Below are 21,337 nucleotides of genomic sequence, written 5' to 3' on the forward strand. Positions count from 1 at the left end.
GCAGTGGCGCTCGGCATGGTCGCGGCCCATGCCAGGGCTCCCGCGCAAGGGCCGCCCCGCCGCGCTGGGAGCGTCCCCCTGCCCGCGGCGCGCAGCGCTGCGAGAGCGGGGGGAAGGAGCGAAGCGACATAGGGGGGGTGTTTCATCAGTTTTCAGGGTACATGCACCGCAGTGGCGCTCGGCATGGTCGCGGCCCATGCCAGGGCTCCCGCGCAAGGGCCGCCCCGCCGCGCTGGGAGCGTCCCCCCTGCCCGCGGCGCGCAGCGCTGCGAGAGCGGGGGGAAGGAGCGAAGCGACATAGGGGGGTGTTTCACTTGAGCGGCTCGATCAGCAGCTTTTCGCCGTCGAGCCGCACCTGGGCCGGTTTGCCCAGCACCTCGGGCGGCATGGCCACCTCCGTGGTGCGGTAAATGCCGGCGATGGAGACGAGCTGGGGTTCCAGACAGGTCGTGAAAATGCGCGCCGCCGTGTTGCCGCGCGCGCCGGCAATGGCGCGGCCCCGCAGTGGGGCATAGACGTGGATGTTGCCATCGGCAATCACCTCGGCGCCAAAGCTCACCACCGCCAGCACCACCAGATCGGCGCCGCGCGCGTACACCTGCTGGCCTGAGCGCAGGGGTTTGTCGATCACCAGGGTTCCGGGGCCGGGCACCGGGACTTCAATGGGGACCTCGACTTGTACCTCGCGCACCACTTCGCGCGGCGCGGCCTCGGTACGCTGGAAGGCGGCGTCGGGCGCGGGCGCGAGGCCCGCTTCAGCAGCGGCGGCCATCTGCGCCGGGTTGCCGCCGCGCACGGCCACCGGCAGCGTGCAGTGGGCGCGCAGCGCAGCGCAGAGGGCGGGGAAGTCGAGCGCCCCGTCCAGCTCGCGCAGCAGTGTCAGGTCGATGAGCACCGCGTCGTGGTCGAAGAAACCGGGGTCGTCCGCCAGCCGATCGGCCAGATCGGCGGCGAGCTGTGCGGGGTCGGGGGAGCGCAGCAGCACCGCCACCACGGGGAGCGACGCGCTTTTGAGTTCCAAACGGGTGCGGGCCGTGCCCGCCGTGTCTGCGGCCATGGGGTGTGAAACAGGGGCGCGCAAGGATTGAGAGCCCATCGCGCGCGAAAAGGCCCGAGTGTACCGGGCAGGCGCCCGCGATCTAGTCTAGGGATGCCCCTGGCCGCCCGGCTCGTGCTGCCAGGGCGGCAGGTGGGCGCCGCAGTGGTGGCAGTGGAGCGCTTCGGGCAGATGGCCCTCGGTCAGGCATTCGTGGCAGGTGCGCGTGGTCGGCGTGGGTAGTGTGGTCGGGGACGAGAAGCGCTGCGCGGCCATCTCTGCCGTCACGATGCCGGTAGGCACGGCCAGGGTGCCCCAGCCGAGCAGCATCATCACCGACGAGAAGAATCGCCCCAGCTCGGTGCGCGGCGTGATGTCGCCAAAACCCACCGTGGTCATGGTGGTGATGGCCCAGTACACGGCGGTGGGAATGCTGGTGAAACCGTTTTCCGGCCCTTCCACCACGTACATCACCGTGCCCATGACCAGCACAATCATCAGCACGCCGGAGATGAAGACCACGATTTTGCGCCGGCTGGCGCGCAGCGCGTGCGCCAGGCTGCGGTACTCCACCACATAGGCCGAGAGTTTGAACACGCGAAAGATGCGCAGCAGGCGCAGCACGCGCACGTCGATCAGCGCATGCGCGCCCGGCAGCAGCAGCGCCAGGTAGGTCGGCAGCAGGGCCAACAGGTCGACGGTGCCGAAAAAGCTCGTCGCGTAGCGCAGCGGGCGCTGCACCGTGGCCAGGCGCGCCAGGTATTCCAGCGTGAAGAGTACGGTAAAGATCCACTCAGCCACCTGGAACGCGCGGTGGTAGTGGGCGCCCAGGGCGGGCACGCTGTCGGCCATCACCACCGCCACGCTCAGCAGAATGCACGCTATCAAGACCTGGTCGAACCAGCGCCCGGCGCGCGTGTCGGCCTCGAAAATGATGGTGTAGACCCGCAGGCGCCAGCCGTGCAGCGCGTTGGCAGGGTTGTCAGGCAGTGCGCTCATGCGGGCACTGTAAGGCACTGTGGAACAAGGCCCTTTGCCGCCATCCGCAGCGGTGCACGGGCCCAGCGCCGAATGGGACCGCCGCCCATAATCGCCACATGCCCGATACGCGCAAAGCCCATCTCGACACGCTCGCCATTTCGCTGCTGCTCGCCTGCTGCATGTTCTGGGGGTTCCAGCAGGTGCTGATCAAAGCCACGGTGACCGAGGTGGCGCCGGTGTTCCAGGGTTTTGTGCGCTTTGCCATGGCGACGGTCGCGGTCCTTCTGTGGTGCTTGTGGCGCCGCGTGCCGTTGCTGCCGGAGCGGCAGTCCCAGGCCGCTCGCGGCGCGCTGTGGAGCGGTTTGCTGGCTGGCGCGCTGTTTGCTGGCGAGTTCGCCTGCATCTACATCGGCCTGCAGTACACGCAGGCCTCGCGTCTCACGGTGTTTCTGTACTGCGCGCCATTCTGGGTGGCGTTGATCCTGCCGCGCTTCGTCGCCGGCGAAGGTCTGGTTGGCTGGCAGTGGCTGGGCCTCGCCGGTGCTTTCGTCGGCGCCGCGCTTGCCCTGGGCGACGGGCTGTGGCACCCCGCCGTGCAGGCCCAGCCGCTGGCCTGGCTAGGCGACTTGCTCGGGCTGACCGCCGGCTTGATGTGGGGGCTGACCACCGTGGTCATCCGCAGCACGCCTGTCGGGCGTTTGCCGCCCGCCAAGCAACTGCTCTACCAGGTGGGGGTGAGCACAGCGGTGTTGCCACTGCTCTCGCTGGCGCTGGGCGAGCGCTGGTCGCTGGACCTGAGCACCTTTGCCTGGATGTCGCTGCTGCTGCAGTCGCTGGTGGGCGCCTTTGCCAGCTATCTGGCGTGGATGTGGATGCTGGCGCACTACAACGCGACCAAGATGTCCTCGTTCGTGTTTCTCACGCCAGTGTTTGCCCTGCTGTTCGGCGCGCTTTGGCTGGGCGAGCACATCACGCCTGGTTTGCTGGCGGCGCTTGGTCTGGTAGCGGTGGGCATCGTGGTGGTCAACCGGCGCCCGCGCGCGGCAGCTGCCTGAACCGAAGGTTGCTTCTGATTTCGTAGCTGCTAACGCATGACAGTAAAGCGCTAGAGGCCAAAAACACTCAAAATTTCGGAATGCGAATCCGGCTGATCATCAGCGAACCCGACAGCGCGAACAGCAGCACCAGCGGGTGCAGGCGCCAGCCGGCCAGCTGCCAGTGGCCGAACCACAGCGATTCGCGTACCGCGCCCAAGGCTGCGACGAGCGCCAGCAGGGCGACAAGCGCGATGGAGGTCGGAATCGGCGTGCCTTCGAAGTACTTCACCTTGCCATCTTCGCCCGACAGCGTTTCGGCCGTCACGTTGTAGCGCGCCAGGCGCGAGACGCCGCAGGCGACAAAGTAGGCCAGCACGATGCGGTCCCAGCCGCCCTGCATGCCGCAGGCGTAGGCCAGCACCGCAGGGGCCACGCCGAAGGAGATGACGTCGGCCAGCGAGTCGAGTTCGCGCCCCATGGCCGAACTCTTTTGCCGCCAGCGCGCCACGCGGCCATCGAGCACATCAAAAATGAGCGCGGCCAGCACCAGTGCGGCGGCGTAATACACATGCTGCCGGTTGCCGTTTTCCAGGTAGGTCATGGCGGAAAACAGCGCGCCGACGCCGCAGACGGCATTGCCCAGCGTGAACCAGTCGGCGAGGTGGAACTCGCGAATCATGGAAAAGCGCTTGGGGCGTTCAGCGGTGGGGGCGGTCATGGGGGCCTTCCGGCAGAGGTCGGGGCTTGATTATGGAAGAGCGCTTCGCATATGCGCTGTCGGTGAAATGCGCATTTGCGTCTGCAGAGAGGTTCAAAAATGACAGCGCTGCAGAACCCTCTGCGCGCCGCGCCCAGCGGATGCTAGATGCAAGCCGCAGCCATCACAACGCGATGACGAGGGTTTGCAACGCCGCAGACCGCCCGAGGTACGGATGCGCGGCGGCGCGTGAGGGACTTGTTCTGCATTGCCTTAGGCGTGGCGCGCTGCGTGCTCGGCGGCGTAGGCCACGTACCAGTCCAGGCACTCCGGGTTGGCCATGGCGTCGCGGTTGAGCACCTTGTCCAGCGGTTGGCCCAGCAGCAGCTTCTTGATGGGCAGTTCCTGCTTCTTGCCGCTGAGGGTGCGCGGTACCTGCGCCACCTGCACGATGGCGTCGGGCACGAAGCGCGGTGAGAGTGCCGTGCGGATGGCGGCTGTCAGGCGCGCGCGCAGCGCATCGTCGAGCACCACACCGGCGCGCAGCACGACGAACAGCGGCATGAAGCTCTCGCGCCCCAGGTATTCCAGGTCCACCACCAGGCTGTCGAGCACTTCGGGCTGGGCCTCGACGGCGCTGTAGAGCTCGCTCGTGCCCATGCGCAGGCCGTGGCGGTTGAGCGTGGCGTCCGAGCGGCCGTAGATGACACAGCCCGGGTGGGCAGCGCTGCCAATCTCGATCCAGTCGCCATGGCGCCAGACGGCGCCCATGGCTGGCGGGCCGTCGCCCCCGCCGGGCTGGCGGCCGTGGCCGGGAGGAAAACTGTCGAAGTAACTGCTCACATAGCGCTCGCCGCTGTCATCGCCCCACAAATACAGCGGCATCGAAGGCAGCGGCTGGGTGCACACCAGCTCGCCCACCGCGTCCAGCACTGGACGGCCTTGCGCGTCCCAGGCCTCGACGGCGGCGCCCAGCATGCGGCACTGCATGCGGCCGGGGGTTTGCGGCAGTTCACGGTTGCCACCGAGGAAGGCGCCGGCGAAGTCGGTGCCGCCGGAAATGTTGGCCCACCAGATCCCATCGGGCCGCTCGCCATCCACGCCAGCCCGCGCCATAAAGCGGGTGCCCCATTGCTGCACCTCGGCCGAGAGCGGCGAGCCCGTGGAGCCAAGTGCGCGGATGCGCCTCAGGTCGCCGCATTGCGCGGGCGCAATGTCGGCCTTCATGCAATTGGCGTAGAAAGCGGCGCCCGCGCCGAAGAAGGTGGTGCCGGTGTCGGCGGCAAAGCGCCAGAGCACCGTCCAGTCGGGCAGGTCTTTCGATCCGCCGGGGTTGCCGTCGTAAATCACGCAGGTGGTGCCCGAGAGCAGGCCCGCCATCTGCGCGTTCCACATCACCCAGCCGGTGGAGCTGTACCAGTGGTAGCGCTCGCCCCAGCTGTTGGGCGCGTAGCTGCAGCCCACGTCGTTGTGCAGTGCGCCGAGCGCCATCTGCACCAGCACCATGCCGCCGTGGCCATGCACGATGGGCTTGGGCAGACCCGTGGTGCCGCTGGAATAAACGATCCAGATCGGGTGGTCGAACGGCAGCCAGAGCGGCTCGAACGCGGCGGTTTCAGCATCATTTTGGCTGCTGGCGCTTGCCCAGTCTGCCCAACCAGCTATGGAAACAGAAGCATCCAGATTGCCCACGACCACCGCGTGCCGCACGCTCGGCAGGCTCTCGCGCAGCTGTGCGAGCACCGGCAGGCGGTCGTACGCCCGCCCGCCGTGCACCACGCCATCGACGCCGATGAGCACCTTGGGTTCAATCTGGCGGAAGCGGTCGAGCACCGCTTGCGTGCCCATGTCGGGTGCGCAGATGCTCCAGACGCCGCCCACAGCCACCGTCGCCAGGAAGGCCACCGCCGTCTCGGGCGTGTTGGGCAGGTAGGCCGCCACGCGGTCGCCGCTTTGCACGCCCGCCGCGCGCAAATGCAAGGCGAAAGCCGCCACCTGCTGCTGCAGCGCGGGCCAGGAGAGCTCGCGCTGCTCGCCGCGCTCGTTGCGCGCGACGATGGCGGGCATGCCCGCCGCGTCGGCCCCTGCGACGTGGCGCAGCACCTGGCGCGCGTAATTGAGCTGCGCGCCGGGAAACCACTGCGCGCCTGGCATCACATTCTTTGCCAGCACGCCGAAATGCGGCGTGGGCGACTGGATGTCGAAAAACTCCCAGATGCTCTGCCAGAACACGTCCAGCTCGGTGGTGGACCAGCGCCACAGCGCGTCGTAGTCGCCAAAGTGCAGGCCGCGCTCGGCACGCAGCCAATCCTGGTACAGGCGGATCTGGGGAATATGGGGCGCTTGCATAGGAGGTGCAGGGTAGCGCTGTGCGCCGCAGAGGGCGACTAGGGTTTGCACGGTTGTACAAGAAATTTGTACGAACGTTCAATGCCGACATGCCAACGCCCAAACTCTCGCGCGGAACCCGCGCGCGACCCACTGCCAGCCAGCGGCCGGACCGCCGTGCGGCTATCCTGCTGGCCGCCGAGAGGCTGTTTGCCGAGCATGGCTACCACGCGGTATCCATCCGGAAGATTGCCCAGGAAGCTGGCGTTCCGCTGGCGCTGGTGGGCTACTACTTTGGGCAAAAGCACGAACTTTTCCACGCCATCTTTGCCCATTGGCGCAGCACCATTGCCGAGCGGCTGGCCTTGCTTGCCGAGGCGGAAACGGGGCCGCGCGATGCGCAGTACCTGCACCGAATCGTCCACGCCTTTGTCCAGCCCGTGCTGCAACTGCGTGCCAGCAGCGAAGGCGAGTACTACGCGCTGCTGGTGGCGCGCGAACTCCTGTACCGCACACCCGGGTCCGAGCAGGTGCTGGCCGACTTCTTCGACCCCATGGCCCATGCCTTCATTGCCGCGTTGCAAGCGGCCTGCCCAGGCAGTACGCGGGCGCAGACCGCTTGGGCCTACCAGTTCACCATAGGTGTGCTGCTGCACCATCTGATTGATAGCCGGGTTGAGCGCTTGTCACTCGGTGCCAACACGCCGCACGACCCGCAGGCGGCCCCGCTGCTGACGGCGTTCCTCACGGCAGGAATCGCTGCGTTGCTGCTGCCGACGGCGCCGATCCCAGAGGCTGAAGCAGTCCGTTGCGCCCCCATGGCGCCTGCAGCGCTTGTTTCGTGAGCGTTTGGCCTGCCTCGCGGCAGATCGCTCAGTGGGGCGCGCTTGGCGCTGCAGCCGTCTTGCGGCGCGTGCGCAGGCCGATGACGCGGCAGGCCAGCTGCGTCAGTTCCTCCACCACCGCCTCCTGCGGCAGGCGGCCATCCGGGCGGTACCAGTGAAAGAGAAAGCCTGGCAGGCTGCAGGCCGCCAGCGCCGTGATCTTGGTTTCGTTGAACTCCAGCATGCCGTCCGCGCGGCCCTGCTCCAACAGTGCGCATAGGCGGTCATAGAAATGCCGGGCAATCTCCTTCTGCGCCGCGCGGTATTCGGGGCGGTACGCCTGGGGCTCTCGGTAGGGGAAGAAGGCCGAGGGGTAATGCGTCAAGGTGGCCCCGATCAAGCGCCGCAGGCCGTCCTCCAGCTTGGTGTGGGCCGGCCTCGGGTCGTCCGCAGGGAAGTCCATACTGGTAAAGCACGCCACCGTCGGCGCCCACGACAGCATTTCGAAGATTTCCTGCTTGTTGCGGAAGTAGTAATACACGAAGGGCTTGGTCATGCCCAGCGCCGCCACGATCTGCTCCATGGTGGTGGCCGCATAGCCCTGCCGGGCAAACAGCGCCTCGGCCGCGCGAAGAATGCGCTCGCGCTTCTCGTCCGAGCTCTCGCCAGGCTTGGCTTGTGGTGACCTTCTGGATGCTGGCCGCTTGGGGCTCTTGGTGTCTTGTCGCATACGTTATACCTCTTGGTAGGTTGAATCTACCGAGAGGTATATATTGACAGAAACAAGCTCGCCACTTCCACAGAGCGCCCCAAGGAGACTCCATGACCACCACCGGTTTGCTGCCGTCCGATATTCCCCTGCACGAGCACCTGCGCGCCCATGCGCGGGCCACGCCCGACAAGGCGGCCTACCTCTGGTACGGCGCGCGCATCAGCTTTGCCGAGCTGGACCAGGCGAGCGACGCCTTTGCCGCGCGCCTGCACCAGTTGGGGGTGCGCAAAGGCGACCCGGTGGCGCTGTTCATGAACAACTGCCCGCAGTACGTGATGGCGCACTACGGCATCCAGAAGCTGGGCGCCATCGTCTGCCCCTGCGGGCCGCTCAACAAAGAGCACGAACTCGAATACCAGCTCTCAGACCTGCAGGCCCGCGTGATCGTCGCCGCCGACAGCCTGCTGCCCATCGTCGAGAAGGTGCGCGAGCGCACCGGTCTGCAGCATGTTTTTGCCGTGCGCTACGGCGATCTTCTGCCGTCCACGCCGACCATCGATCTGCCGGCTGAACTCCAAGTGCGCGAAGTGCCCGTGCTGCCCGCCAGTGCTGAAGACTTCCTGTGGGTCGCGCGCAGCGGTGGCAAGCCGCCGCCCGTCACCATCGACATCGACAACGACGTCGCCTTGATGACCTACACCTCGGGCACGACCGGCCTGCCCAAGGGGGCGATGCTCACGTTTCGCAACGCGCTCTACAAGACCGCCGTGTCGGTCAACACCAAGCATGTCACGGCGGACGACGTGCTGCTGGCGATTGCGCCGCTGTACCACATTGCCGGCATGCTGATGGGGGTGAACATCCCGATCCTGTCGGGCGCCACCACGGTGCTGCTGCACCGCTTCGATCCTGTGGCCGTGCTGCAGGCCATCGACCGCCACAAGGTTACCTGGTGGTACAGCATTGCCCCGATGAACGTGGCCGTGATGGCGGTGCCGGACGCCACGCGCTACGACCGCAGCAGCCTGCGCCAGAACTCGGTCACCAGCTTCGGCATCAGCTTCACCGAGGCGCTGGCCCAGCAATGGCAGGCTTTTGCGCCCAACTGCCGCGCCATGGAAGCGGCCTACGGCCTGAGCGAAACCCACACGATGGACACCTACATGCCGGACGGCGCCATTCGCTGGGGCACGCATGGCGTCGCGGTGGACGGCAACGAGATTCGCATCCTGGACCCCGACACGGGCGCAGAACTGCCTGCTGGAGACATCGGTGAAATCGTGCTGCGCAACGCGGGCGTCTTCAAGGGCTACTGGAACAAGCCCGAAGCCACGGCCCAGACCTTGCGCAGCGGCTGGGTGCATACCGGCGACATGGGCCGCATGGATGCAGACGGCTACCTGACCTTCATCGGCCGGTTCAAGGAAATGATCAAGGTCTCCGGCTACAGCGTGTTCCCGGAAGAGGTCGAGGGCATCCTCATCAAACACCCGGCCGTGGCGCAAGCGGCCGTCATCGGCAAGCCCGACGCCGACAAGGGCGAGGTGGTGGTGGCTTTCATCGTGCCCAAGGCAGGGCAGCACCCGGACGCCGCCGAACTGCTGGCCTGGTCGCGCGAGAACATGGCCAGCTACAAGGCCCCGCGCGACATCCGTTTTATCGACGCTCTGCCAGCCACCGGCGCCGGCAAGCTGCTGCGCCGCCTGCTCAAGGAAAGCATCTGAATGTTCAAGAAAGTCCTGGTCGCCAACCGCGGCGAGATTGCCCTGCGCCTGGTGCGCGCGCTCTACGACCTCAATGTGCCCAGCGTGGCCGTGTTTGCGCAGGACGATGCCCAGGCGCCGCATGTGCGCGCCGCCGATGAGGCCGTGGCGCTCGGCGCCACGGGCCCCAGCGCCTACCTGGATGGCGCGCGGCTGATTGCCATTGCACGCCAGACCGGCTGCGACGCCGTGCACCCTGGCTACGGCTTCCTGAGCGAGCGCGCCGACTTCGCATGCGCCTGCGCCGAGGCGGGCCTCACCTTCATCGGCCCTGACGCCGCGCACCTGGCCCTGTTCGGCGACAAGGCCGCCGCCCGCACCCTGGCCGAGCGCTGTGGTGTGCCGCTGATGCCGGGCAGCGCAGGCGCCGTGACACTGGAAGAGGCGCAAGCCTTTTTTGCCGCACAAAACGGCGCCGGGGTGATGGTCAAGGCCATTGGCGGCGGCGGCGGGCGCGGCATGCGCGCGGTGCTGCAGGCTGCCGACTTGCCCGAAGCCTATGCCCGCTGCGTGTCCGAGGCGCGGGCGGCGTTTGGTGTCGAGGGCGTGTACGTCGAGCGGCTCATGCTGCACGCACGCCACATCGAGATCCAGATCCTCGGTGACGGGCAGGCCGTGATGAGTCTGGGCGAGCGCGAATGCTCGCTGCAGCGGCGCTTTCAAAAGCTGGTGGAAATCGCTCCCAGCCCGTCGCTTTCCGAGAAGCTCCGCCACGAGATCACGCAGGCCGCGCTGGCCATGGCACGCGATGTCGGCTACCGCAGCCTGGGCACGTTTGAATTTCTGGTGGATGAAGGCTCCAGCGAGTTGCCCTGGGTCTTCATCGAAGCCAACCCGCGCCTGCAAGTGGAGCACACCGTTACCGAAGAGGTCACCGGCCTCGACCTGGTGCAGTTGCAGGTGGCCGTGGCCGCAGGCCGCTCGCTTAGCAGTCTGGGGCTTGACCCCCAGGCGCCGCCGGCCTCCACGGGCTATGCCATTCAAGTGCGCATCAATGCCGAAACGCTGGGTGCCGATGGGCAGGCCCGGCCCGGCGCCGGCACGCTGGCCCAGTTCGATCTGCCGTCCGGCCCCGGCATCCGCGTGGATACGCATGGCTACGCGGGCGCCACGCCCTCGCCCCATTACGACACCTTGCTGGCCAAGCTGGTGGTGTCGTCCCGCAGCCCGGTGTTTGCCGACGCCGCGCGCCGGGCGCGCCGCGCGCTGGACGAATGCCGCATCGCCGGCGTGCCCACCAACCTCGCGCTGCTCCAGGCCATCGTCTCGCGCGCGGAGTTCGACACCCAGGCCGTGCACACGCGGTTTGTGGAAGAGCACCTTCCCGCCCTGGTGGGAGCGGCGCAGAAAATCGAGCAGCAACGGGCGCTGCGCCACCCCGGCACCGCTGCGCCGACCGCTGCCGCCAAGGCACACCCCGATGCGCAGGTGGCGGAAGGCCTGCTCGCCGTGCGCGCGCCCATGCCGGCCAAGCTGGTGCAGATCGATGTCGCCGTGGGCGACTTGGTGGCCCAGGGCGCGCAATTGGCCGTACTCGAAGCCATGAAAATGGAGCATGTGCTGTTGGCCGAATCGGCGAGCAGAGTGCTGGAAGTGCGCTGCGAGGTGGGCAGCTACTTGACCGAAGCCGCGTTGGTGCTGGTGCTCGAACCCATGGAGGCAGGGGAGCAGACCCAGCGTGAAGAAGCACTCGCAGACCTCGACACCCTCCGCGGCGACCTGCAAAAAACGCGCGACCGCCATGCCTTTCTGCTGGACGAGAACCGCGCCTCGGCCGTTGCCAAGCGCCACGCACGCGGCGGGCGCACCGCGCGCGAAAACATTGCCCAGCTGTGCGACGGCGGCAGCTTCATCGAATACGGCGCGCTGGCCATTGCCGCGCAGACGCGCCGCCGCAGCCTGCCGGACCTGATCGCCAACACGCCGGCCGACGGCATGGTGACGGGCATCGGCACGGTCAACGCCGGGCCGTTCGGCAAGGAAAAGTCGCGCTGCGTGGTCATGGCCTACGACTACACCGTGCTGGCCGGCACGCAGGGCGCCTGGAACCACCAGAAGACCGACCGCATGCTGGCCCTCGCGCTGCAACTGAACCTCCCGGTGGTGCTGTTTGCCGAGGGCGGGGGCGGGCGGCCGGGCGATATCGACAAGCCGATCGTGGCCGGGCTGAACAACCACACCTTCCGCCAGTTCGCAGCGCTCTCGGGCAAGGTGCCGGTGGTGGGCATCGTGCATGGCCGCTGCTTTGCCGGCAACGCGGCGCTGCTCGGTTGCAGCGACGTGGTCATCGCCACCGAGGCCAGCAACATCGGCATGGGCGGCCCGGCCATGATCGAGGGCGGCGGCCTGGGCACCTACACCCCCGAGCAGATCGGACCGAGCGACGTGCAGTCGCGCAATGGCGTGATCGACATTCTCGTCAAGGACGAAGCCGAGGCGGTGTCGGCCGCCCAGAAGTACCTCTCGTACTTCCAGGGGCCGGCAGCGCAATGGGAATGCGCCGACCAGCGCCTGCTGCGCCACGCGGTGCCGGAAAACCGCCTGCGCGTGTACGACATTCGCGCGCTGATGCACACGCTGGTGGACACCGATTCGCTGCTGGAACTGCGCCGTGGCTACGGCGCCGGCATCGTCACGGCACTGGCCCGGGTGCAGGGGCGAGCGGTGGGCATCATGGCCAACAACCCCACGCACCTGGGCGGTGCGATCGACGTGGACGCGGCCGACAAGAGCGCCCGCTTCATGCAACTGTGCGAGGCGCATGGCCTGCCCATCATTTCGCTGACCGACACGCCCGGTTTCATGGTGGGGCCCGACATCGAGGCGCAGGCGCAGGTGCGCCACGTCTGCCGCATGTTTGTCGTCGCTGCGCATCTGAGCGTGCCGTTCTTTGCCGTGGTGCTGCGCAAGGGCTACGGCCTGGGCGCGCAGGCCATGACGGCGGGGGGGTTTGACACGCCCATCTTCACGCTCTCCTGGCCCACCGGCGAGTTTGGCCCCATGGGCCTCGAAGGCGCGGTGCGTCTGGGTTTCAGCAAAGAGCTGGAAGCCGCCGCGCCCGGTGCCGAGCGCGACGCGCTGTTTGCGAAGCTGGTTGCCCAGCAGTACGCCAATGGCGAGGCGATCCACATGGCCCAGGGCCTGGAGATCGACGCGGTCATCGACCCCATGGAGACGCGCGATTGGCTGGTGCGCGGACTCGAATCCGCGGCGGCCAAGCCGCGCGTGCGCACCGCTGCCAGCAGCCGTTTCGTAGACCCTTGGTAATAACCCCTTTGCTGCGCAATGCGCGCCATTTCCCCCGCCTTCGCGTAGCATCGCGGCCACCAAATCAATTCGAGGGGAAACCAGGCATGTCCATGTTCCATTGGCAGGAGAAAAGCGCCGCCGTACTCGCCAGCGGCGGCGTCATTGGCCCGCACGAACGCCTGCCCTGGCCGCAGACCGGGGCCATGGGCGTGCAGCACGTGATTGCCATGTTTGGCTCCACGGTGCTCGCGCCGATCCTGATGGGGTTTGACCCCAACCTGGCCATTCTGATGAGCGGTATCGGGACGCTCATTTTTTTCATCATTACCGGCGGCAAGGTCCCCAGCTACCTGGGTTCGAGCTTTGCCTTCATCGGCGTGGTGATCGCCGCCACGGCCTACGCCGGCAAAGGGCCGAACGCCAGCATCGGCCTGGCGCTGGGCGGCATCATTGCCTGCGGGGCGGTGTACACGCTGGTCGGATTTATCGTGCAGGCCGTGGGAACCGGGTGGATCGAGCGCTTCATGCCACCCGTGGTGACGGGCGCCGTGGTCGCGGTCATCGGCTTGAATCTGGCCAGCATCCCGGTGAAGAACATGGCGGCGAGCAACTTCGACAGCTGGATGCAGGTGCTCACCTTCGTCAGCGTGGGCCTGGTGGCGGTGTTCACGCGCGGCATGCTGCAGCGCCTGTTGATTCTGGTCGGTCTGGTGCTGGCCAGCCTTGGTTACGCCGTGCTCACCAACGGCCTCGGCTTGGGCAAGCCCCTGGACATTTCGGGTGTGATGAACGCCGCCTGGATCGGCGTGCCCCATTTCGCCTCGCCGGTGTTCAATGCCAACGCCATGCTGCTGATCGTGCCGGTGGTCATCATTCTGGTCGCCGAGAACCTGGGCCACATCAAGGCCGTCACCGCCATGACCGGCAAGAACCTCGACCAGTACATGGGCCGCGCCTTCATTGGCGATGGCATTGCCACCATGGTCAGCGGCGCTGCGGGCGGCACGGGTGTGACGACGTACGCCGAGAACATCGGCGTGATGGCAGCAACCAAAATCTATTCCACCGCGGTGTTTTTTGTCGCTGGGCTGATTGCCGTGCTGCTCGGTTTTTCGCCCAAATTTGGCGCCGTCATCCAGGCCATTCCGTTGCCGGTGATGGGCGGCGTCTCCATCGTCGTCTTTGGCCTGATTGCCGTCGCTGGCGCCAAGATCTGGGTCGACAACAAGGTCGACTTTTCGCAGAACAAGAACCTGATCGTGGCCGCCATCACGCTCATTCTGGGCACGGGCGACTTCACGCTCAAATTCGGCCAGTTTGCGCTGGGCGGTATCGGGACTGCTACCTTCGGCGCCATCGTGCTCTATGCGCTTCTCAACCGCGACAAGGGGCCTGGCCCTGGCGCCAGAACCGGCAACTAAGGGAAAACCCTTGGATTCGGCCTAGGTGCCGATAAAATACTCCCGTCTATGCGCCTGCCCAGGCGCATATTTGTTTGTCTGCCGGAGGCTGCATGTTGTTCGAAGACCGTGTTCTGTATCCCGAATTCCGCGCCCGCATGGTGTCGGCCGACGAGGCCGCTGCCCTGATCGCACCGGGTGACCGTGTCGGCATGAGCGGCTTTACGGGTGCGGGCTACCCCAAGGCCGTGCCGGGGGCACTGGCACGGCGCATGCAGGCGGCGCACGCACGCGGCGAAGACTTTCGCATTGGCCTGTGGACCGGCGCATCGACGGCGCCCGAACTCGACGGCGTGCTGGCCCAGGCGCACGGCATCAACATGCGCATGCCCTACCAGTCGGACCCGAGCTGTCGCAAGCAGATCAACGCGGGCGACATGCAGTACATGGATATCCACCTCTCGCACGTCGCGCCCTACGTGTGGTTCGGCTTCTTCGGCAAGCTCGACGTGGCGGTGGTGGAAGTGGCGGGTGTGCTGCCCGACGGGCGCCTGATTCCCTCGTCCTCGGTGGGCAACAACAAGACCTGGCTAGACCAGGCCGACAAGGTCATTCTGGAGGTAAACCAGTGGCAGCCCGCTGAACTCGACGGCATGCACGACATCTACTACGGCACCGACCTGCCGCCGCACCGCGTGCCGATTCCGCTGGTGCAGCCGCACGACCGCATTGGCGAGCCGTATTTGCGCGTAGACCCTGAAAAAGTCGTCGCCGTGGTCTCCACCCACCACCCCGACCGCAACTCGGTTTTCAGCGCGCCGGACGAATGCTCGCAGCGCATTGCCGGCCATATCGTCGACTTCCTGCAGCAGGAAGTGGCGCTCGGGCGCATGCCGCGCGAGCTGCTGCCATTGCAGTCGGGCGTGGGCAACATCGCCAACGCCGTGCTCGCCGGGCTGGACGCCGGGCCCTTCAAGCACCTCAGTGCCTACACCGAGGTGCTGCAAGACGGCATGCTCGCCATGCTCAAGAGCGGTACGCTCGATTCCGCTTCGGCCACGGCGCTCTCGCTGAGCCCAGCGGCCATGGAGCGCTTCCTGGCCGACATCGACTTCTACCGCCAGCGCATCGTGCTGCGCCCGCAGGAGATCAGCAACCACCCCGAGGTGATTCGCCGCCTTGGCCTGATTGCGATGAATGCCATGATCGAGGCCGACATTTACGGCAACGTCAACTCCACCCATCTAATGGGCTCGGCCATCATGAATGGCATCGGCGGCTCGGGCGATTTCGCGCGCAACGCGTACTTGTCGATCTTCATGACGCCCTCGCTCGCCAAGGGGGGCGCCATTTCCTGCATCGTTCCCATGGTCAGCCACGTGGACCACACCGAGCACGACGTGCAGATCCTGGTCACCGAGCAAGGCCTGGCCGACCTGCGCGGCAAGTCGCCCACGCAGCGTGCCGAGCTGGTCATTGAGCACTGCGCGCACCCGGACTTCCGCCCGCAACTTCGCGACTATGTGGAGCGTGCCAAGGCCAACCCCGTGGGCCGGCACACGCCGCACCTGCTAGGCGAAGCGCTGTCCTGGCACCAGCGCTTCGTGCAGACGGGCAGCATGCGCGGCTGACACCCCTGCGACGCACAGGGCAGGCGCCATTCTGGTAATTTCCGGCCTGCTGGCGCACCTGTGGCGCGCTGCCATACGAGGGAACACGATGTCGATCTGGAAGAAACCCATCACGCTCGCCGAGTGCGCCCGCACCAGCGAGAACACCGCCGTCACCCATCTGGGCATTGAGTTCACCGAAGTTGGCGACGACTACCTGCGCGGTCGCGTGCCGGTGGATGAGCGTACGCGCCAACCCTTTGGCCTGCTGCACGGCGGCGTCAGCGTGGTGCTGGCCGAAACCCTGGGCTCGATCGGCGCCTTCTACGCCAGCCCCGAAGGCCACCGTGGCGTGGGCCTGGACATCAACGCCAACCACCTGCGCGCCGCCACCAGCGGCTGGGTGACGGGCACAGCGCGCCCGGTGCACATCGGCCGCACCACCCAGGTGTGGGCCATTGAAATGGTGAACGACGCGGGCGAGCTGACCTGCGTTTCGCGGATCACGATGGCGATGCTGGCACCAAGATAGGAAACATCCCCCCATGGCGTTTCGCGCCTCCGTGGATTTGCCAGAGGCAACAGCCCTTCGGGGACGTCCAAGCCTGCGCGAGCAGGCTTGGAGCCGCGCCCCTCAGCCCCCTCTTGCAGCGCTGCACGCAGCGGAAGGGGGCGCTACCAGTGCGGCGGGCTGGCGCTGGCACGGTGGCCGCTGGCATGGGGCATGGCTGCTTTACGGCTCCTGGAATATGGAAGATAAAGAGCCCCTCACGCTTATTCAGAAAGCGGTAATAGCTATTATTTCAATAGCATATCGCCTCACGCCGCGTCGTCCGCCTCGCTGCGTGCAAGCCGCTCGCTCTTCCAGTACACATCGTCGCCGCCGTCCATGCGGTTGAGCACGCGCGAGAGCACGAACATCAGGTCCGACAGGCGATTGAGGTAGTGGCGCGGCGTCTCGCGCACCGCCTCCTGGGCGCCTAGCGCCACCACGGCGCGCTCGGCGCGGCGCGCTACGGTGCGGCAGATGTGGGCCTGGGCTGCAGCGCGCGTGCCAGCGGGCAGGATGAATTCCTGCAGGCGCGGCAGTGTGCTGTTGTGGGTCGCCAGCGCCTGGTCGAGCTGCAGCACGGCCGCTTCTTTCAGCAACTCGAACCCCGGAATCGACAGTTCGCCGCCCAGGTTGAAGAGCTGGTGCTGCACGTCGATCAGCAGCTCGCGCACCTCAGCCGGCAATGGCTCGCACAGCAGCAGGCCGATATGGGAGTTGAGTTCGTCCACGTCGCCCAGGGCCTGCACGCGCAGGTGGTACTTGGGCACGCGGGTGTTGTCGCCCAGGCCGGTGGTGCCGTCGTCGCCGGTGCGCGTGGCGATTTGTGTGAGTCGTTTGCCCATGTAGATGCCTCCTCGCAATGTGGGCCGCATTGTGCGTGACACCCGATACCCCCAACGGCGGTGGGTTCCCGCCAGCACAGGCCTTTACACCGTGCGCCGAAATGTTGGTCCAGGCAACAGGTGGCAAAAGTGCTGGTCTCGGCGTTCATGCTGCAGTGCAATGCAGGCCTGTTCAACTCTGGCAAAGGCGCCACCCATGAAAAGTAGCGCTCCCCGCACCATGCCCCGTACCAACCACTTTTTTGACACCCGCAGCGTCATGCTGATCGCGGCCATGGCGCTGGGCGGCAGTGCCTCGCTGCATGCCCAAACCAAGCCGCCACTCCAGACGCCCGCCGCGCCCGCACATTCCACAGGGCAAAGCTCCTTCGCGACCGGTGGCACTTCCCAAGCTTCCTCGGGCCACACTGCCCCCACAGCCACATTTGGCCCTGCCAGCGCTGCTTTTGCCCGCGCCGACACCAACCACGACGGCAAACTCAGCCCCCAGGAGGCCAAAGTGCTGCCCGCCATAGACAACCGCTTTGAGCAGATCGACACCGACCACGACGGCGCTCTGTCACGCGAAGAATTCGACCAGGGTGCCAAGCCCTGAGGCAGCCCATGGACCCTGACGCACCGATGACGGGCCAGGGTACAAGGTAGGGGGCGCGGTGGTATTCTTTTTTCCCGCACTGGAGACCACCGATGAACGCCCCCGCCCAAGCCGCCCACCTGCTTCCCACCATCGCCCTGCGGCCCGTGCCGCAGCTTTTTCTGGAGGCGCTGCAGCAGCGCTTTGGGGCGCAATGCTCCACGGCGCTCTCGGTGCGCGAACAGCATGGCCGCGATGAGGGCTCCATGCAGGCACCGCCGCCGTCCGTTGTCGTGTTTGCTGAAACCACGCAGGACGTACAAGATGCCTTGCGCCTGGCAAACGAATACGGTGTGCCGGTTATTCCCTACGCTGCAGGCTCCTCGCTCGAAGGCCATCTGCTCGCCGTGCAGGGGGGCATCAGCCTGGACGTGAACCGCATGAACCGGGTGCTCTCGGTCAACGCCGAAGACCTCACCGTCACCGTGCAGCCCGGCATCACGCGCAAACAGCTCAACGAGGCGGTGAAAGACACCGGCCTGTTTTTCCCGATAGACCCCGGCGCCGACGCCAGCATTGGCGGCATGGCAGCGACCCGCGCCAGTGGCACCAACGCCGTGCGCTATGGCACCATGCGCGAGAACGTGCTGGCGCTCGAAGTGGTGCTGGCCAGCGGCGAGGCGATTCGCACCGGCACGCGCGCCAAGAAAAGCAGCGCTGGCTATGACCTCACGCGCCTCCTGGTCGGCAGCGAAGGCACGCTGGGCGTGATGACCGAAGTGACGGTGCGGCTCTACCCCTTGCCGGAAGCCGTATCGGCCGCCATTTGCTCGTTCCCGAGCATTGAGGCGGCGGTGCACACGGTGATTCAGACCATTCAGCTCGGTGTGCCCATTGCGCGCTGCGAGTTGATTGACGCCAACAGCGTGCGCATGGTGAATGCGTACAGCAAACTGACGCTGCGCGAAGAGCCCCTGCTGCTGATGGAATTCCATGGCTCACCCGCCAGCGTCAAGGAGCAGGCCGAGACCGTGCAGGACATTGCCAGCGAATTTGGCGGCCAGGCTTTTGAATGGGCCAGCACGCCGGAAGAGCGTACGCGCCTGTGGGCGGCGCGGCACAACGCCTATTTCGCTGCGGTGCAAAGCCGCCCCGGCTGCCGTGCGATCTCCACCGATACCTGCGTGCCCATCAGCCGCCTGGCCGACTGCCTGCTCGATTCGGTGCAGGAGGCCGACGCCAGCGGCATCCCCTACTTTCTCGTTGGCCACGTGGGCGACGGTAACTTTCACTTCGGCTACCTGATCGACCCCGAAAGCCCCATCGAGCGCAGCCGGGCTGAGCAGCTTAACCACCAACTCGTCGCCCGCGCTCTGCAGCTCGGCGGCACCTGCACCGGCGAGCACGGTGTGGGTATCCACAAGATGGGTTTTTTGCTGGACGAAACCGGCACTGGCGCAGTGGGCGCGATGCGCGCCATCAAGCAGGCGCTGGACCCGAAGAACATCCTCAACCCGGGGAAGATTTTTGCCCTTTGAGCGTTCGGCTCAGAGGAAGGCTTCAAACTTGCAAGGAACGGTTGGGAACGCCCCGCAAAGCTGTCCCTGGTGAGCGGCGCCCAAGGCCTGTCCAGGCCTCAAGGCCGCTTCTGCGCTGCTACTGGGTAACGGGTTGCTTGCGGCGCTGTTCCCACCGAGAGCAGGTTGACGACGCCCATCACATCGTCCACCAGTGCGGCCGCGTGCTCTATCGACTCGGACTGCGCGGCGGTTTGCACGCAACCCATGAGGGTGACGATACGCCGCTGGCTCTGTATCCACACGCTGGTGTCATTGAAGCGGCCGTCCTGGCGCAGGTAGAGCTGCAAGCGTGGGGCGATGTCTGCGTCGTACAAGTAGGAATTGGGGAGCCTGCAGCGTCCCGCGCTGTAACAGCTGCCGCCGTGCTGGGCGCGCACATGGGCGAGTTCGCGCACTTGCTGCGCGGTGTAGAGCGGGCCTTCGGGCATGGGGCAACCCGGCATTGCGTCGGTGACCTGAAGAAACGGATCGCCAAAGGCGTTGCTGCGCGGTTCTGTGCTGGCAGTGGGCGCCGCAGGCTGAGCCGCGCACAGCCCAGCGATCAGCAACGCTCCCAAGAAGCCGGCGCGGGCGGCGCGCCGTAGAAGCCTTAAGTTGAGGGAAGAAGTCATGGCGCTACCTTCTGCTGTCACATGGGGCGAGCGCGACTGTACGCCTTTCAATGGGCTGGAGCAGGTGCAGACAGCGCTCACAACGCTGTCTGCGCGCCTTGTTCGATGCGCTCTTCGAGAAAGCACCAGAGCCGCTCATCCAGGCTGAAGCTCACGTTGAAGCGCAGCCACCCCGTGGTGCGCGGCTCCACCAGAAACAGCTCGCCCGGCCCGAGCATGATGCCGGCGCTGGTGGCTGCGCGCGAGAGTTCGGCGCTGTCGGGCATGTCGGGGTGGCGTGCCCAGAGGTACATGCCGGCTTCGGGTTCATGGAATAGCTCGAAACCCAAACCCTCCAGGCGGCGCCCCACCGTGCGGTGTGCTTCGGCCAGCCGTTCGCGCAAGGATTTGAGGTGCTTGCGCCAGCGCCCGTCGGTCACCACGCCCAGCGTGATGCGCTCGGTGATCTCTGACGAGGTAAGGCCCGAAATCATCTTGAGCTGCACCAGTTCCTCCACCAGGCCGGGCCGGGCGGCCACAAAGCCGGTGCGCAGGTTGGGTGAAATGGTCTTGGAGAAACTGCCCACGTACAGCACGCGGTTGAGCTGGTCCAGGCTTGCGAGCGACGGGCGCACGCCCGTGTCCATGTCGGCATAGAGGTCGTTCTCGACCAGCATGAAACCGTGCTGCTCGGCCAGTTGCAGCAGGCGGTGCAGGTGCGCTACCGAGGCCAGCGAGCAGGTCGGGCTTTGCAGCCGTGGCTGCGTGAAAAAAACGCTCGGCCTGTGCGCCGTCAGCAAGGCTTCGAGCGCGCCCAGGTCGTACCCAGTGGGGGTGCGCGGGACCCCGACGACCTGCGCGCCAACGAAGCGCAGCATGAACATCAGGTTGGGATAGCCAGGGTCGTCCACCAGCACCACGTCGCCGGGCTTGACCAGGCGGCGCGCAATCAGGTCCAGCGCCTGGCTGGAGCCTTGCGTCAGCAGCACCTGGTCTGCTCCCACACTGACCTGGTGTTCTGCCAGTGATTCGACCACCACGCTGCGCAGCGGCATGTGACCGTGGGGCAGACCGTAGCCGGCGAGGTCGGCGCTCCCTGTGGACAGGTGGCGCATGCTGCGCTTGACGGCATCGCCAAACAGCCAGTCGTTGGGCAACCAGCCGCAGCCGGGCTTCATCGGCAAATTGCGGTTTTCAAAGATCTGCTTCAGGTACCAGCGGGTATCGAAGCGCGGGGCAGGGCGTTCGGCAGCGCCCACTTGCGCGATTTCGTCGCCGCGCCGCTTGACGAAAAAACCGGCGTTGGCGCGCGAAACCAGCCAACCCTGCGCCACCAGGCGGTCGTAGGCTTCGACGACGGTGAACACGCTGACGCCGTGCGCCGCAGCAAAGGCGCGGATGGACGGCAGCTTGCTGCCAGGCTTGAGCACGTGGCCAGCAATCTGCTCGCGCAGGCCGTCCACGATCTGGCTCACCAGCGGTGTCGGAAGGTCTGCACGGAGGGTGAGCATCGGACGAACCAAGGAAGGGAAAGTGCAGCGAGTGTGCCGCAGCCAGGGTA

General features: G+C 66.5%; 17 protein-coding genes. 9 read left to right on the top strand and 8 right to left on the bottom strand.

Features of this window, described 5'->3' with window-relative positions; genetic code table 11:
• Positions 1 to 310: 310 nt before the first annotated feature.
• Both minC and AC07ZH_RS18805 read right to left on the bottom strand, forming a co-directional pair.
• Positions 311 to 1,057, bottom strand: coding sequence for a septum site-determining protein MinC (gene minC / locus AC07ZH_RS18800; protein ID WP_119110578.1), 747 nt, complete (start codon positions 1,055 to 1,057; stop codon positions 311 to 313).
• Positions 1,058 to 1,144: 87 nt separating this feature from the next.
• Positions 1,145 to 2,035, bottom strand: coding sequence for an ion transporter (locus tag AC07ZH_RS18805; RefSeq protein WP_495200859.1), 891 nt, complete (start codon positions 2,033 to 2,035; stop codon positions 1,145 to 1,147).
• A 98-nt stretch (positions 2,036 to 2,133) separates the two neighbouring features.
• Between AC07ZH_RS18805 and AC07ZH_RS18810 the strand changes: the two genes are divergently transcribed.
• Complete coding sequence (locus AC07ZH_RS18810) at positions 2,134 to 3,072, top strand: DMT family transporter (protein WP_119110576.1); 939 nt, start codon at positions 2,134 to 2,136, stop codon at positions 3,070 to 3,072.
• A 67-nt stretch (positions 3,073 to 3,139) separates the two neighbouring features.
• Here AC07ZH_RS18810 and pssA read toward each other — a convergent pair whose 3' ends face one another.
• Both pssA and AC07ZH_RS18820 read right to left on the bottom strand, forming a co-directional pair.
• A complete protein-coding gene (gene pssA, locus AC07ZH_RS18815; protein ID WP_495200860.1) occupies positions 3,140 to 3,772 on the bottom strand; it encodes a CDP-diacylglycerol--serine O-phosphatidyltransferase in 633 nt (210 codons plus the stop codon).
• Between the two features lie 252 nt (positions 3,773 to 4,024).
• Positions 4,025 to 6,100, bottom strand: a complete 2,076-nt coding sequence (locus tag AC07ZH_RS18820; protein ID WP_495200861.1) for an acetoacetate--CoA ligase — start codon at positions 6,098 to 6,100, stop codon at positions 4,025 to 4,027.
• Positions 6,101 to 6,189: 89 nt separating this feature from the next.
• Between AC07ZH_RS18820 and AC07ZH_RS18825 the strand changes: the two genes are divergently transcribed.
• The gene (locus AC07ZH_RS18825) at positions 6,190 to 6,924 is read left to right on the top strand and encodes a TetR/AcrR family transcriptional regulator (protein WP_495200862.1); all 735 of its coding nucleotides are present in this window, start codon (positions 6,190 to 6,192) and stop codon (positions 6,922 to 6,924) included.
• Between the two features lie 28 nt (positions 6,925 to 6,952).
• Here the strand turns inward: AC07ZH_RS18825 and AC07ZH_RS18830 are convergent, their stop codons facing one another.
• On the bottom strand, positions 6,953 to 7,633 hold the full coding sequence (locus AC07ZH_RS18830) for a TetR/AcrR family transcriptional regulator (RefSeq protein ID WP_495200863.1): 681 nt from the start codon (positions 7,631 to 7,633) through the stop codon (positions 6,953 to 6,955).
• A 92-nt stretch (positions 7,634 to 7,725) separates the two neighbouring features.
• On the opposite strand from AC07ZH_RS18830, the gene AC07ZH_RS18835 reads away from it, so the two are divergent.
• The 5 genes from AC07ZH_RS18835 to AC07ZH_RS18855 all read left to right on the top strand — a co-directional run bounded on the left by AC07ZH_RS18835 (position 7,726) and on the right by AC07ZH_RS18855 (position 16,169).
• Positions 7,726 to 9,339 (top strand): AMP-binding protein, encoded by a 1,614-nt coding sequence (locus AC07ZH_RS18835; RefSeq protein ID WP_495200864.1) that lies wholly within the window; start codon positions 7,726 to 7,728, stop codon positions 9,337 to 9,339.
• Positions 9,340 to 12,645: a carboxyl transferase domain-containing protein gene (locus AC07ZH_RS18840; RefSeq protein ID WP_495200865.1), complete on the top strand. Its 3,306-nt coding sequence runs from the start codon at positions 9,340 to 9,342 to the stop codon at positions 12,643 to 12,645.
• Between the two features lie 86 nt (positions 12,646 to 12,731).
• Entirely contained in the window at positions 12,732 to 14,048 is a 1,317-nt protein-coding gene (locus AC07ZH_RS18845; protein ID WP_495200866.1) for a solute carrier family 23 protein, read from the top strand.
• Between the two features lie 92 nt (positions 14,049 to 14,140).
• Positions 14,141 to 15,658 carry a succinyl-CoA:acetate CoA-transferase ScpC gene (gene scpC / locus AC07ZH_RS18850; protein ID WP_495200867.1) on the top strand — a complete coding sequence of 506 codons (1,518 nt, stop codon included), beginning with the start codon at positions 14,141 to 14,143 and terminating at the stop codon, positions 15,656 to 15,658.
• Between the two features lie 88 nt (positions 15,659 to 15,746).
• Entirely contained in the window at positions 15,747 to 16,169 is a 423-nt protein-coding gene (locus AC07ZH_RS18855; protein ID WP_495200868.1) for a hotdog fold thioesterase, read from the top strand.
• Between the two features lie 287 nt (positions 16,170 to 16,456).
• Here AC07ZH_RS18855 and AC07ZH_RS18860 read toward each other — a convergent pair whose 3' ends face one another.
• Positions 16,457 to 17,032: a cob(I)yrinic acid a,c-diamide adenosyltransferase gene (locus tag AC07ZH_RS18860; RefSeq protein WP_119110569.1), complete on the bottom strand. Its 576-nt coding sequence runs from the start codon at positions 17,030 to 17,032 to the stop codon at positions 16,457 to 16,459.
• Between the two features lie 196 nt (positions 17,033 to 17,228).
• On the opposite strand from AC07ZH_RS18860, the gene AC07ZH_RS18865 reads away from it, so the two are divergent.
• Together AC07ZH_RS18865 and AC07ZH_RS18870 are read left to right on the top strand one after the other, a co-directional pair.
• A complete protein-coding gene (locus AC07ZH_RS18865; RefSeq protein ID WP_495200869.1) occupies positions 17,229 to 17,627 on the top strand; it encodes an EF-hand domain-containing protein in 399 nt (132 codons plus the stop codon).
• Between the two features lie 92 nt (positions 17,628 to 17,719).
• On the top strand, positions 17,720 to 19,144 hold the full coding sequence (locus AC07ZH_RS18870) for an FAD-binding oxidoreductase (RefSeq protein ID WP_495200870.1): 1,425 nt from the start codon (positions 17,720 to 17,722) through the stop codon (positions 19,142 to 19,144).
• Positions 19,145 to 19,242: 98 nt separating this feature from the next.
• On the opposite strand, the gene AC07ZH_RS18875 is transcribed toward AC07ZH_RS18870, so the two are convergent.
• Positions 19,243 to 19,797 carry a BON domain-containing protein gene (locus AC07ZH_RS18875; protein WP_495200871.1) on the bottom strand — a complete coding sequence of 185 codons (555 nt, stop codon included), beginning with the start codon at positions 19,795 to 19,797 and terminating at the stop codon, positions 19,243 to 19,245.
• A 77-nt stretch (positions 19,798 to 19,874) separates the two neighbouring features.
• The gene (locus tag AC07ZH_RS18880) at positions 19,875 to 21,287 is read right to left on the bottom strand and encodes an aminotransferase-like domain-containing protein (RefSeq protein WP_119110566.1); all 1,413 of its coding nucleotides are present in this window, start codon (positions 21,285 to 21,287) and stop codon (positions 19,875 to 19,877) included.
• Positions 21,288 to 21,337: the final 50 nt, after the last annotated feature.

It is taken from the genome of Simplicispira sp. GW247-4R2A, assembly GCF_059424465.1.

Bases quoted from the DNA above. Each gene is read 5' to 3' on its own strand.
- minC (WP_119110578.1), bottom strand. From the start codon at position 1,057: ATGGCCGCAGACACGGCGGGCACGGCCCGCACCCGTTTGGAACTCAAA.
- AC07ZH_RS18805 (WP_495200859.1), bottom strand. From the start codon at position 2,035: ATGAGCGCACTGCCTGACAACCCTGCCAACGCGCTGCACGGCTGGCGC.
- AC07ZH_RS18810 (WP_119110576.1), top strand. From the start codon at position 2,134: ATGCCCGATACGCGCAAAGCCCATCTCGACACGCTCGCCATTTCGCTG.
- pssA (WP_495200860.1), bottom strand. From the start codon at position 3,772: ATGACCGCCCCCACCGCTGAACGCCCCAAGCGCTTTTCCATGATTCGC.
- AC07ZH_RS18820 (WP_495200861.1), bottom strand. From the start codon at position 6,100: ATGCAAGCGCCCCATATTCCCCAGATCCGCCTGTACCAGGATTGGCTG.
- AC07ZH_RS18825 (WP_495200862.1), top strand. From the start codon at position 6,190: ATGCCAACGCCCAAACTCTCGCGCGGAACCCGCGCGCGACCCACTGCC.
- AC07ZH_RS18830 (WP_495200863.1), bottom strand. From the start codon at position 7,633: ATGCGACAAGACACCAAGAGCCCCAAGCGGCCAGCATCCAGAAGGTCA.
- AC07ZH_RS18835 (WP_495200864.1), top strand. From the start codon at position 7,726: ATGACCACCACCGGTTTGCTGCCGTCCGATATTCCCCTGCACGAGCAC.
- AC07ZH_RS18840 (WP_495200865.1), top strand. From the start codon at position 9,340: ATGTTCAAGAAAGTCCTGGTCGCCAACCGCGGCGAGATTGCCCTGCGC.
- AC07ZH_RS18845 (WP_495200866.1), top strand. From the start codon at position 12,732: ATGTCCATGTTCCATTGGCAGGAGAAAAGCGCCGCCGTACTCGCCAGC.
- scpC (WP_495200867.1), top strand. From the start codon at position 14,141: ATGTTGTTCGAAGACCGTGTTCTGTATCCCGAATTCCGCGCCCGCATG.
- AC07ZH_RS18855 (WP_495200868.1), top strand. From the start codon at position 15,747: ATGTCGATCTGGAAGAAACCCATCACGCTCGCCGAGTGCGCCCGCACC.
- AC07ZH_RS18860 (WP_119110569.1), bottom strand. From the start codon at position 17,032: ATGGGCAAACGACTCACACAAATCGCCACGCGCACCGGCGACGACGGC.
- AC07ZH_RS18865 (WP_495200869.1), top strand. From the start codon at position 17,229: ATGAAAAGTAGCGCTCCCCGCACCATGCCCCGTACCAACCACTTTTTT.
- AC07ZH_RS18870 (WP_495200870.1), top strand. From the start codon at position 17,720: ATGAACGCCCCCGCCCAAGCCGCCCACCTGCTTCCCACCATCGCCCTG.
- AC07ZH_RS18875 (WP_495200871.1), bottom strand. From the start codon at position 19,797: ATGACTTCTTCCCTCAACTTAAGGCTTCTACGGCGCGCCGCCCGCGCC.
- AC07ZH_RS18880 (WP_119110566.1), bottom strand. From the start codon at position 21,287: ATGCTCACCCTCCGTGCAGACCTTCCGACACCGCTGGTGAGCCAGATC.